Consider the following 12,255-nt stretch of genomic DNA (forward strand, 5'->3'; position numbering starts at 1 on the left):
AAACCGATCCCTCTGGGCGCGATCGATCAGCGGAGGAGCACCTCGACGGCCTCGGACACCGAGTCCACGATGACGTCCGGCGCAGGCCCGACGAATGTCCACGAGTCGGGCCGATGTTTCGGCTGCAACCAGATCGTGCGCAGCCCCGCCGCATGGCCACCGGCAATGTCGAGGACGAGGTTGTCACCGATCATCCATCCGCTCGGACCACAGCCGCTTCCGCAGCGTTCAGCGGCGAGACGGAAGATCTCAGGGTCCGGCTTCCGAATACCGACGTCATCAGAGATGCACCACGCGTCGACAAGCCTGTCCAACCCGGTGTTGCGGATCTTGCCCAGCTGGTTGTCTGTCATCCCGTTGGTGACGACGCCGATCCGCCAGCCTGCACGACGGAGCCGCTTCAACGCATCATGGTCGTCCGGGTGACACGACGCCAGCTCAGGCAGCCGGCGGCGGTACTGCCCCCACAACTGCTCCGGCGGCGCGGACAGGTCGAACGTCTGACAGACGGTCGCGAAGAAGCTGTCCATCGGTCCCGAGTGGTGCGCGTCGGCCATGAGCAGGAAGGTCAGCGAGTCCTCATCGAGCCCGTGGGCGACGACGAACTCCTCCGCCCACGCCAGAAATGCCCTGTCGCGATCCACGAGTGTGCCGTCCAGGTCGAACAGGGCCAGCGGCTGCACACCTCGCACGATAGCCATGTGTTCAAACCTACGGATCGCCCCTCGGCGGGTCAGCGAAGGTCGTGGGGATCCCGAGCGGCCAGCGCCTCGGCCTCCGGCAGCCCGAGGCGGCTGGCGACCCGCCGCCGCACCCGGACCTGTGCGCTCGTTCGTGGCCGGAACTTCGGCTCCCGCGAACACCCGCACATCTCGAAACCCTCGTAGCGCAGCCCTGCCCCGAGAACTGCCGCAACCGCGGCCCACCCGGAGTCGTTCCGCCGACGGGGTGCGGCGAAGTCGTGCCCAGCAAGAACCATCGGCTGCCGACAGGACGTACATGTGTGCTTCTTGCCATCCCACGCGTCCTTGCGGCTACGACGGCACGGCACGCACACGTAGTGGACCTTGTAAATGGTCTCGAAGTACCGGCACACGAACGCATGCTAGCGACACCACGGTCGGCTGTGACAACACCAATTCGCGGCAGGCGGGTGACTGAACTCCGAGGGCCGACGCCCGACTCGGTACGCACCAACCCGGCGCTCGTCCGTCAGCGGGTGAGCCGTCAGGATTTCCGCAGTGGCCGGAACGCGGCCCGTACTTCGGCGGAGAAGAGTTCCGGCTCCTCCCAGGCCGCGAAGTGCCCGCCGCGGTCAGCCTCGTTGAAGTACGCGATGCCTGGGTAGACAGCCTCGGCCCAGCTACGCGGAGCGGGCCAGATCTCGCCGGGGAACGTAGTGAAGCCGACCGGCACCGTGACCGGCGGCGGGGCCTGACCGGCCGCCTGGGCCGCCGCTTGAAACCGCCCCTGCTCCCAGTACCACCGGGCGGACGAGGCACCGGTACCCGTCAACCAGTACAGCGTGATGTTGTCGAGGATGCTGTCGCGGGTGAGACCCCCGGCCGGCTCGCCGTCGAGGAACGCCCGGGAGATCTTGTAGTAACTGTCCGTGTCGTGGTCGAGCATCCAGGCCGCCAACCCGACAGGCGAGTCCAGCAGCGAGTAGCCGATCGTCTGCGGCCGGGTGGACTGCTCCAGGAAGTAGCCGAAGCCGTCCTTGGCGAACAGGTTCAGCGCGTCGAGCGCGGCGCGTTCCTGCTCGGTCTTCGCCGGCAACTTGTCCTTGATGCCGACAGCCCCGGCGAGCAGGTTCACGTGGATGCCGAGCAGCCCTTGGGGTCCCTGGCGTCCCATGGCGTCCGTGACGGCGGCACCGACGTCGCCGCCCTGTGCGACGTAGCGCTGGTAACCGAGGCGGTCCATGAGTTTCGCCCACGCCTGCGCCATCCGCGCCGAATTCCAGCCAGGCTCGGTCGGCTCACCGGAGAAGCCGTAGCCCGGCAACGACGGCAGCACCAGGTGGAACGCGTCCTCGGGCGTGCCGCCGTGCGCCGTCGGGTCGGTCAGCGGGCCGACGGCTCCGAGCAGCTCGACAACGGAACCCGGCCAGCCGTGCGTCATGATCAGCGGCAGGGCGCTCTCATGCTGCGACCGCACGTGGATGAAGTGAATCTCGACGCCGTCGATGGTCGTCGTGTACTGCGGCAACGAATTCAGCTTCGTCTCGCACGGACGCCAGTCGTAATCGGACATCCAGTACCGAGCCAACTCCTGGATCGCCGCCAACTGCACCCCCTGCGAGCGATCGGTGACCAACTCGCGGGTGGGCCAGCGGGTAGCCGCGATCCGGCTACGCAGGTCGGCGACCGTGTCCTCCGGTATGTCCAGCCGGAAGGGACGAATCTCGTTGTCGTTGGGCATCTTCCCACCTCGCCACGTCGAGTCGGACAGTGCCGATGCGCCGACGGAGTCGGCACTCGCCCAGTCTCACAGCGGGCCGGCACCACCCGGGCCGAAACGCGAATCGCCGACGGGTCTCCGCACCACACCCGTGGGATGATCAACCGGTGAGCCAACCGGACGAACTCGACGACAACTGGCTAAACGGCGAGGAAATCACCTGTCCGGAGTGCCACGAACGGCTCTACCGCCTCGACCACTCTCCGATGCTGGACTGCCATTTCCTCTACTGCGACGGCTGCCCGATGCGGGTAGATGTCAGTTACTACGACAAGACGTTCAGGAGCATCGCCGACGCGCTCCCTTCCGAGGACAGGACCTACCCCACGCTGATGGCGGCACTTGAGGCACGGCTACGGCGATGCGACTGCGGCGGGCGGTTCCGGGACTCGGCACCTCGGCGCTGCCACCGGTGCTCCACAGTCCTGACTGCCATCAGCGCGCCTTCCGGTGTCGACGTCTGGCCGGGTTGGTGGACAGACGAGACGGACACCGCCTCGGTGGAAGAGGAGTTCACCGCCAGGTACTTCCGCACCGAGCACCTCTGGGAGCACTAACGCCCGGCCTGCGACCTGTGCCTGCGCTCGTCCGTCAGCGGGTGAGGCCGACCACCGTGGCCAGTCGCGCCACGCCGGCCGGCGTCGGCTGCGCGCGGGCGACATCGGCGATGAGGGTACGCGCCAACGGCCGGCAGCGAACCTCAGCCGGCGCGATGCTGTCCGCGTCCACCAACGCGCGGGCAGCCCCACGCAGGTCACCCATCTGGAGGTACGCCCGCGCGACGTCCACCAGGTACGCACCCCGGTACTCGGCCGGCAATCGCCGCCACCCCTCCCGCCGCATGACGGTCGAATGCCGTCGTAGCGCCTCGTCGGCGTCCCCCCGTTGCGCCGCCACCAGAACACGGGCCAACTCGGCGGCGACCGGCCCGAAGCTGGTGCGGTGCGGATCGTCGTACCCCCTCAGGCTGGCGGCGACGCCCGCAGCCCGGTCGGTCAGCTCGTCGGCGCGGCGGTGCTCGCCGGAACCGGCGGCGGCCAGGGCCGCCTGAAGCAGCAACGTCCCGCCCACCGCCCAATCCCGGTGATCGCCCTGACCTCGGCTGCCGCGCTGACCTTGGTGATCAAGAGGTTTGCGGGAAGTTTGATCTCCAAAAGTCCCGCAAACCTCTTGATCACCGTCGTGGGATGAGGGTGGAAGGAGGCGATTGGCGGCGGGAAGCAGTGCGGCCAGGGCCAGATGGTCTCGGTCTTGCGCGCGGAGCGCTTGGCCTACCGAGATGGCCGCCGTTGCCGCCAGGATCGGGTCGTCGCCGGCAGCGGACATCGCCCGGTCGGCGGCCAGCCACCCGAGGTCGGCCACGCCGAGCTTCACCAGCAGCGACGAGGTGATCCGGTACGTCTGCACCAGCAACTCCGGTGACCGCACGGCCTGAGCGGCGTCGAGCAGACCCGGCAACACCCGCACCAACTGCCCGTAGTGCGCGTGCTGGTAGCTCAGCCAGGCATACCCGACCTGCCTTCTCAGCTCGTCCGTGTGCTGTGGGGCTTGCGGGGTGTCATAGCGGGCGAGGGCGGCCCGGATGTCGTCCACCCCGTCCGGTGTGCCCGCCGGGGTGCTTCGCTGCTGACCGAGCAGCACCTCCGGGTCGACCCGCAGGACGTGGGCCAGCTCCTGGATCACCGAGTACCGGTCCAGGGCGCGAACTCCCCGCTCCACCTTGTCCACCCAGCTCTTCGACCTCCGCAACCGGTCGGCCAGCATCTGCTGCGTCATCGACCGCCGCACCCGCCACCGCGCCACCCGCCGACCGATCGGCAGGTCATCGTTGGTCACGCCGCCACCGCCGGTCCGGGACCGCACGGGTCGTGTCCTCCACCGGTACGCGTTCCGCCTCGGCCTGAGCCAGGAGACGCTGCTTGGCGGCCTCCCGCTCGGCCGCGTCGCACTCCTCGCCCCTGCTCGTCGGCTCGTCGCCGTGCATTCCCACCACCTCCGTCAGCCGGCGCCCGACGCTAGGACTTCGTCGGCGCCCAGGACTCCTGCAATCACCGAAGCCGGTTGCCGATCGACGGACCAGATGGCAAGCAATGCGTGCGATTGCGCTGGTCAGGACGTGGGTTGCGCGGGGTTGCGCAGGTCCCCATAGGACCGCATCAACCCATAGGCTCGTCACTAGTTGTAGTTGGCTGATACCTGGAGGCGGAACCATGGCGCGACCGGTGACGAACGCAGCATTCGAAGGGCTGCTGCTTGCCGCCGGCTACGGCAACGCCCACGCCGCCTTCGCTCGGCAGCTCAACCACGCCGGACGCAAAGAGGGCGCTTGGCGCTACGACGCTGCCAGCGTCTACTGGTGGTTGCGGGGTCGCCGGCCAGGCGAGCACGTCCAAGCGGCCATGGCCGAGACCCTAAGCCGCAAGCTCGGTCGGTCCGTCGCCGTCACGGAGCTGGGCTTCGGTGCGGCCGACAGCGTCGGAACGTGCGTCTACCCCGCGTCCGTCGACGGCGCGATCGATACCGCCGAGCAGATCTGGACGAGGCTCGCCAAGCACCTCGACTCACAGGTCAGCGGGCCTTTCGACAGCGGCAAAGCCCTACAGGCGGCACTCGGTTGGCGGTATGACCCGAGCGACGTGACCGTCAGCAGGAACGGCCGACAGCAAGTCACCTCCACCGACGTCCAGTCGCTGTACGCGCTGGCGGACCACTTCACCGACCTCGACCGACGCCACGGCAGCGGCTCTCCGTGCACCCGTTCCCTCATGGCCGATTTCCTCATACGCCAGGTCGCACCCATGCTGCACGGCACCTACACCGAAGCCGTTGGGCGTCACCTCATGCGCGCAGCCGCGACATTGTGCGGACAACTCGCCTTCATGTCATACGACGCGGGCGACCATGCCACTGCCCAACAACACGTGACCGTCGCCTTGCGGCTCGCCAAGGCCGCCGATGACCGCCTGCACGGCGCACACCTGCTGGCCAACCTCGCTACCCAGGCCGTGCACCTGGGCCACTCTCGGGACGCGGCCCGGCTAGCCGAAGCGGCCATCGACGGGGCAGGGCGTGCGCCGGCCGCCGTACTCGCTCGGCTGCACGCCACCGCCGCCACCGCGTACGCGCAGTCAGGCGAACGACGAGGCTGCCAGCTCGCGCTCGCCAGAGCCGAGCGTGCTCTCGACCGCGCAGGCGCAGTCCCCGGTCCACGATGGGTCACCTACTTCAGCCCAGCCCACCTCGCCGGAGCCGCACTGAGGTGCTTAGGCGACCTACAGCTGTATTCGCAGGCCCTTGACCACGCGACCGACGCTCTCACCCTTGCCAGCGAGAACACCCGGACGCGTGCCCTGCACACCGCTCTCGTCGCCGTAACTCATGCCCGCGCTGGGGACACCGACGCCGCCTGTAACTGGGGTCGGAGGTTGGCACAGCACGCCTCGGGCATCCATTCGGCGCGTGTGCAACAGCGCGTCCGCGAACTGGCGGCAACGCTCAGCCCTCAGCAGGCGTCGCCCCAGGTCAGCGAAGTTCTGCACAGCCTCGCGACCATGCCGGCAGCCGCGTAGCGCGGGAGCCCCACCTGGATCCGTCCGCTAACGTCACGAAGGTGACCTGGACGGAGCCTGCCACGTGGTACGCCAACCTGGCTTCCTTCTACGCCGCCGCTGCGGCCTTCATCACCGACCCGGCCGGCAACGTGCTGCTCGTCAAGCCCACGTACCGCGACCACTGGGCCTTCCCCGGCGGCTATGTTGACGAGGGCGAATACCCACACGACGCCTGCGCCCGGGAGATCCGTGAGGAGCTGGGGATCTCTGTGGTGGTGAGTGACCTTCTCGTAGTGGACTGGGCACCGCCCGCCGGGCAGCGGCCACGCGCGATTGTCAGCTTCACGTTCGACTGCGGGTCGATCGCCGACCTCGACGGTCTCGTCCTGCCGGGACAAGAGTTGGAGGCAGCCGCCTTCTTCTCGCCCCGAGAGGCCGAGCAGCGTCTTCCCGACAACGTCGCCACACGAATTCATGCGGCGACGAGCGCTCGTGACCTACAGGCTCCCCTGTACCTTGCTGGCGGCTCGGTCGTCTCAATGGAGCAGAACAGGTAGTAGGGCCTCGGTCGTAGACTGCGGGAACGGACCCCTCCGGAAACCGGCCTCGTCGCTGTGCTGGAAGCCGCCTGATGGACCATCGCGACCTTCCCCCGAGCAGGGTGTCAGGCGCACGAATCGCTTGCTTGCTGCCGCGAATGCCGGGCATGTCCTGGGGTTAGCCCTTCCTGGCGCGGCCCACCGTCGGCCCGGTGGCAAGCCCCGCAGCTTGCGCCCGTTCGATGAGATGGGCGGCCGCCGCTCCCCCGGCGGCCGCCCAAGCCTCGGTCAGCTCGCGTAGACCTCCAGTGTCGACAGTTGTCCTGCCGGCCAGCCCGTGTTCCCGGTGACGGTGATCCGCACGTAACGCGTCTGCGCAGCGGTGAACGTGAGCGTCACCTGGTTACCGCTGGCCGGGTCGAAGGTCCGCCCCGCCGATCCGACAAGCGTGCTGAAGCTCCCCCCGTCGGCACTGCCCTGCACGGAAAGCGTCTGCGTCCGGCTCCCCCAAGCCGACGACGGCGGCAGCTTCAGCACCACCCGCCCAACTGTGCGCGAGGAACCCAGGTCGACCTGCACCCACTGCGGAAACGCGCTGTTGGCGCTCTCCCAGTAGCTGTTGGCGTCCCCGTCGACCACGTTGCCCGACCCGTAACTCTGGACATGACTGCTCTCCGACGTCGGTCGGCCCCGGGCGAGGTCCGCGTTGGCCGCCGCGTCAGTGGTGACGGTGACCGCCGAGGACGCGCCGGAGGTGTTCCCGGCGGCGTCGCGGGCAACGACCGTGAAGGTGTACGCGGTGGACGGGCTGAGCCCGCTCACCGTCGCCGTGGTGCCCGTGACGGTGGCTACGACGTTGCCGCCCTGGCGTACCTGGTAGCCGGTCACGCCGGTGTCGTCGGTGGAGGCCGTCCACGCCAGGGACACGCTCGTCGACGTCTTGCCGGTGACGGTGAGGCCGCTGGGCGCGGTCGGCGGGTTGTCCGGGACGGTGGTTCCGGCGTACACCTCGACCTGGGCGAGTTGGGCGGCCGGCCAGCCGGTGTTGCCGCTGATGCTGAGGCGGACGTAGCGGGCCGCGGTGGTCGTCAGCGTGCGGGTGACGCTGTTGCCGGTCGCCGGGTCGAAGGCGAACGCGGAGGCCCCGGCGATGGTGGCGAAGGAGCTGCCGTCGACGCTGCCCTGCACGGCGATGGTCTGGGTGCGCGCTCCCCAGCCGGCGGGCAGCCGGACCACGAGCTTGTTGACCTGGTGGCTGGCGCCGAGGTCGACCTGCCACCAGTGTGGGAACCCACCGCCGCCGCTCTCCCAGTAGCTGCCGGCGTTCGAGTCCACAGCGTTCGACGCCGGGAACCCGCCGCCCTGGCTGCTGGCCGACGTGGGTCGGCCGGCGGCCAGGTTGCCGCTGACCGGCGGCGGGGTGCCGACCATCGGTGGGGTGGGGCGTACGGCGGTGAGCGCGAGTTGCCCCTTGAGCATCCGGCCGCCGTCGGCGGTGATCCGCAGGTAGTAGTCGGCAGAGCAGGCCACACCGTCCTCGTCCAGGGCCCTGATGTTCGCCCCGGCCGGGGTGGTGGCCTGGGTCTCGGACGTCTTGGCGATCTGATTGCCCTCGTTGTACTCGTCGAACATGGACACGTACAGGCCCTGGGATCCGAGCCGGACCATGTTGTAGATGTGCCGCCAGTAGAAGTCGCCGTGCTTGCGGTGGCCCCCGGCGAGGTCGCCGGGCATCACGCAGGGCAGGTAGTCGATGCCGCGCGCCGCGCAGTCGGCCATGTCGCCGACGTTGACGTTGTTGTAGTAGGAGTCCAGCTCCTCCACGGTCCTGGCCCGGTAGACCATCCACGGTGAGATCGCGTGGAACGCGTGGTAGACGTCGAGGAAGCCGGGGCGGGAGTCCTCGATGCCCTGCCGCCACCAGGTGGGCACGCCACCGATGACGTAGCAGCCCTGCGCCTTGAACCAGTTGATGACCTCCAGGCAGGGCCCGGGGGTGAACGGGCGGCTGGGCTCGCTGAAGCCGAAGCCCCAGATGCAGACGACCGGTTTGCCGTTCTGCCGGGCGTACGCGGAGGACGCGGTGTGCGCCGCCATCTTCGTCGTCCAGTCGGTCTTGATCTCCGACTGGAAGCTCAGCCAGTCGGTGACGTCGTACATGATGTAGAACTTGCGGTTGTGACGCTCGGCCGCGGAGCGCACCTTCTGCGTCATCGCGTCGCGGGTCGGGCCCTCGTCGCCCATCGGGTTGAACCGTTGCAGCGCGGCGGTGTCGCAGCCGTTCTCCTGCATCCACCGGAAGTGGGTGTCCACGGTCTGCTGGTCGTACGAGGAGAAGAGGGTGGCCGGTTGGCCGTTGCCCAGGTTGGGGTACGCGGTGGGATAGGTGCGGGTGTACTCGCGCATGTCCGGCCAGGACACGATTGTGGTGTTGGCGGGCGAGGGCGGCTGGAACCGGTCGCGGCCCCAGTGCCACCATCCGCCGATCGGCGCGCCGTCGCCGGGTGCGCTGAACCAGCCCTGGTAGCCGACCGTCACCTTGCCGACCACGTCCCCGGGGGGACTGGCGGCGTGCGCGGGGCTGGCCACTGCGGCGAGCAGCTCGGTGGTGGAGGCGGTGGCGAGGGCGGACCCGGCCAGCACCGATGTGACGAACCTGCGGCGGGACACCGCCATGAGGACCACTCCTTCGGGACGGAAGGCATTGACGGCCATCGTGGCAGTAGTGGATACCAACCCGCAAGAGTTAGACTGATCGATGAAATTACCGATCAGACGACGGGAATTATGCGGTTCGTCATCAGTGGCTGAGCGCCCACACCGGGGACAGGTTCTGGCTGCCGGCCTGCCGGCGACGCGCATCACGCACCGTCATCCGCACGCCCTCGGTGAAGCCGATTCTGGGATACCACCCGAGCAGCTCGCGCGCCTTCCTGGTGTCCAGCGCCATGCTGCGCACCTCGTCCGGCCAGGGCGGCGGCTCGTAACGGGCCACGTCGCCGACGCCGGACGCCTCCCGGACCGTGTCATACACCTCGTTGACGCTCGTCTGCCGGCCCGAGGCGATGTTGACCATCCCCACCCCGTCGTGGTGACAGGCGACAGCGATCGCCTCGGCCACATCGCTGACGTAGACGAAATCCCTGGTCTGCGTACCGTCGCCGTAGATGACCGCCTGCCGGCCCCCGAGAAGCGCGTCGGCCATCACTGACACCACGCCGCAGTCGCCACCCTCCCGCCGGGGCCCGTAGACATTTCCCAACACCATCGAGGTGTACGACAGGGCGTGCTGACGCCCGTACCAGTCGACGTAGTGCACGCCCACGGCCTTGCTGACGCCGTACGGGCTCACCGGCGCGATCGGATGGTCCTCACGGACCGGCAGGTCGTCGGCGGCGACGCTGCCGAAGATGTCGCTGCTGGCCGCGTTGATGAGCAGGCGTACGCCGCCGCGGGCGCAGGCGTCCAGCACGTTCACGGTGCCGAACACGTTCACGTCGGCGTCGTACAGGGGTGAATGACGGGCCGTGGGAACGCTCGGCTGCGCGGCGAGGTGCACCACCACGTCCGGCTGCCACTGGTGGATGACCTCGACACCCTCCGGCGTACGGATGTCGCCCGAGACGACGTCCGCCTCGGTCAACCCGCCGGACGCGGCGTCGGCCAGGTTCTCGATCCGGCCCGTGGAGAAGTTGTCGAGCACCCGGACCTGGCTGCCCATCAGCATCAGCCGGGCGACCACGTGACTGCCGATGAAGCCGGCACCCCCGGTCACCAGAATGCGCCGGGGTGTCAGGGCCGCCGACGGGTCGGCACCGGCGGCGGAAACGGGCAGGTCCATCTGGAACTCCTCGCAACGACGGTACGGTCGGCCCGCTGCGGCAACCGGACGGCCGGCCACGACGGTAACCCACCCAAGAGCCACCAAACGGACACTTGGCCCAATGTCCGGTGTAGATATGCGTGATTTGCGACGAAAAGTGCTGTATTTAGCTATTCACCATTGTTGGGCCCTTTCTCGCGGGTAACTTCTCCCGGAGGTGGCCACCGGCATGCCCGGGACCACCCGAAGAGGAGGGAGGACGGCCCGTTGAGAGAGACTCTGGGTCCGCCACCGCAACGACCCGGCGGTATCGAGATGGGCGCTCCGCTGCTGTCGGTGCTGCTGGTCAGCTGGAACACCCGCGAGCAGACCCGGCAGTGCCTGGACTCGCTGGCGTCGACCGCCGACCCCGATCTCGACTACGAGGTGGTGGCCGTCGACAACGGCTCGTCCGACGGCTCTGCCGAGCTGCTCGCCGACCAGCCACGGGTCCGACTGATCCGCAACAAACACAACAACGGTTTCGCCGCCGCCGTGAACCAGGCGTACCGCCGGGCAAACGGGCAGCTGATCCTGCTGCTCACCAGCGACATCCGGCTCCATCCGGGCGCGCTGTCCCGGATGGTCGACCATCTGCGCGAGCGGCCGGAGGTCGCCGGGGTCAGCCCGCTGTACCTCAACCCGGACGGCACCGTCCAAGCGCACTACGTCCAACAGCCCAGCTTCGCCGCCACCATCGCGCTGGTGACCGCGCTGCGCCGACTGCCCGGGTTCCGCCAGGCGCTGCACAGGTTCCAACTGCGGGGCGAGGACTTCACCCGTCCCCGGCAACTCGCCTCGGGCAGCTGCGTGCTGCTACGCCGCAGGGTGCTCGGGCAGCAGACGATCCTCGACGAGACGTTCCCCGTCTACTGGAACGACGTGGTCCTCGCGCGGCAGCTCGACCAGGCCGGTCATGAGATGTGGATGCTTCCCGACGCCGTGGTGACGCACAGCCGTGGCGCGTCCACCCGGCTGCTCGGGCCGACCATCCGCTCTCGACACCTGCTGGGCAGCCTGGTCGGATATCTGCGGATGACCCAGCCCCGGCACCGGTTGCCGGTGTTCCGGGCCGCGCTGCTCGCAGACCACCTGGTCAAGCGGCTCCTCGGTCGACCCGTACGGCTGGGCCTGGGTGACCTGCTCGCCGCGCTGCGCGGCGACGTCGGCCCGCTGCCCGCCGGTGACACCCGCGACTGGGTAGTGCTGTTCAGCCGTACCCGCTGGTCTGTCGACGGGCATCCGACGATGCTGGGGCAGTTGGCGTCCGGGCAACGCTTGCTCTTCGTCGACCCGCCAGGACGCCGGCCGCGCTGGCGGTGCGAGGTGAGCCCGATCGGCTCGGCGGCCTGGCACGCCATCGCACCGACCGCGCTGCCGCTGGGTGACTCGGTACCGCTGGTCAACTGGATCAACCGGCGGATCGCGGCCGGCGCGCTGCGTGGCTGGCTGGACCGGCACGCCGGCGCCCGCCTGCTGCGACTCGACGACGAACGCGCCCGCCCGGTGCTCGGTCGGCTGGGCGAGGACGAGTTGCTGCCCGCCGGAGCGCCACGGCCGATGGAGCGGTCGGGCCGTGGTTGAGCGCACCACCCCGCGGCCGGCGGCCGGAACGGACTGGACGCTTACCCGATGCCGGGAGGTCGCCCCCCGCAGCAGCTGGACGGCGCGGGGCGTCCAGCCGCACTTTCTGTTGGAGGCGTCGCCGCGATGAGAGTGCTGGTCGTCGCGCCCGGTGTGCTGCTCGCCGGCGTCGGGTTGGGCGGAGTGGTGACCGTGGTGACCCTGCTGCCCGGGCCGGTCGGCCTGGCCGCCGCCATCGGAGTGCTGTGTGCCGGTG

General features: G+C 69.1%; 10 protein-coding genes. 4 read left to right on the plus strand and 6 right to left on the minus strand.

All coding sequences use genetic code 11. The features are described 5' to 3' along the window. Positions 1-26 precede the first annotated feature (26 nt). Entirely contained in the window at positions 27-683 is a 657-nt protein-coding gene (locus tag AB0B98_RS00580; protein WP_357286310.1) for an HAD family hydrolase, read from the minus strand. A gap of 544 nt (positions 684-1,227) precedes the next feature. Continuing rightward, positions 1,228-2,424, minus strand: a complete 1,197-nt coding sequence (locus AB0B98_RS00585) for an epoxide hydrolase family protein (protein ID WP_357359588.1) — start codon at positions 2,422-2,424, stop codon at positions 1,228-1,230. A 146-nt stretch (positions 2,425-2,570) separates the two neighbouring features. Between AB0B98_RS00585 and AB0B98_RS00590 the strand changes: the two genes are divergently transcribed. Further along, the gene (locus tag AB0B98_RS00590) at positions 2,571-3,020 is read left to right on the plus strand and encodes a hypothetical protein (RefSeq protein ID WP_357359590.1); all 450 of its coding nucleotides are present in this window, start codon (positions 2,571-2,573) and stop codon (positions 3,018-3,020) included. A 34-nt stretch (positions 3,021-3,054) separates the two neighbouring features. Here the strand turns inward: AB0B98_RS00590 and AB0B98_RS00595 are convergent, their stop codons facing one another. Together AB0B98_RS00595 and AB0B98_RS00600 are read right to left on the minus strand one after the other, a co-directional pair. Continuing rightward, the gene (locus AB0B98_RS00595; protein ID WP_357359592.1) at positions 3,055-4,299 is read right to left on the minus strand and encodes a helix-turn-helix transcriptional regulator; all 1,245 of its coding nucleotides are present in this window, start codon (positions 4,297-4,299) and stop codon (positions 3,055-3,057) included. Then, complete coding sequence (locus AB0B98_RS00600) at positions 4,286-4,447, minus strand: hypothetical protein (protein ID WP_357359594.1); 162 nt, start codon at positions 4,445-4,447, stop codon at positions 4,286-4,288. Before AB0B98_RS00600 ends, AB0B98_RS00595 begins: the two co-directional genes overlap by 14 nt. Before the next feature lie 226 nt (positions 4,448-4,673). On the opposite strand from AB0B98_RS00600, the gene AB0B98_RS00605 reads away from it, so the two are divergent. Further along, on the plus strand, positions 4,674-6,032 hold the full coding sequence (locus AB0B98_RS00605) for a hypothetical protein (RefSeq protein ID WP_357359596.1): 1,359 nt from the start codon (positions 4,674-4,676) through the stop codon (positions 6,030-6,032). Between the two features lie 41 nt (positions 6,033-6,073). Then, a complete protein-coding gene (locus AB0B98_RS00610; RefSeq protein WP_357359598.1) occupies positions 6,074-6,571 on the plus strand; it encodes an NUDIX hydrolase in 498 nt (165 codons plus the stop codon). Between the two features lie 270 nt (positions 6,572-6,841). On the opposite strand, the gene AB0B98_RS00615 is transcribed toward AB0B98_RS00610, so the two are convergent. Together AB0B98_RS00615 and AB0B98_RS00620 are read right to left on the minus strand one after the other, a co-directional pair. Beyond that, the gene (locus AB0B98_RS00615; RefSeq protein WP_357359600.1) at positions 6,842-9,229 is read right to left on the minus strand and encodes a discoidin domain-containing protein; all 2,388 of its coding nucleotides are present in this window, start codon (positions 9,227-9,229) and stop codon (positions 6,842-6,844) included. Positions 9,230-9,353: 124 nt separating this feature from the next. After that, a complete protein-coding gene (locus AB0B98_RS00620; RefSeq protein WP_357359603.1) occupies positions 9,354-10,394 on the minus strand; it encodes a GDP-mannose 4,6-dehydratase in 1,041 nt (346 codons plus the stop codon). Between the two features lie 249 nt (positions 10,395-10,643). Here AB0B98_RS00620 and AB0B98_RS00625 point away from each other — a divergent pair, with 249 nt between their 5' ends. Further along, on the plus strand, positions 10,644-11,999 hold the full coding sequence (locus AB0B98_RS00625; RefSeq protein WP_357359605.1) for a glycosyltransferase family 2 protein: 1,356 nt from the start codon (positions 10,644-10,646) through the stop codon (positions 11,997-11,999). The last annotated feature ends 256 nt before the right edge of the window (positions 12,000-12,255 follow it).

This window comes from Micromonospora sp. NPDC048947, assembly GCF_040649495.1.
Classification (GTDB): domain Bacteria; phylum Actinomycetota; class Actinomycetes; order Mycobacteriales; family Micromonosporaceae; genus Micromonospora; species Micromonospora alfalfae.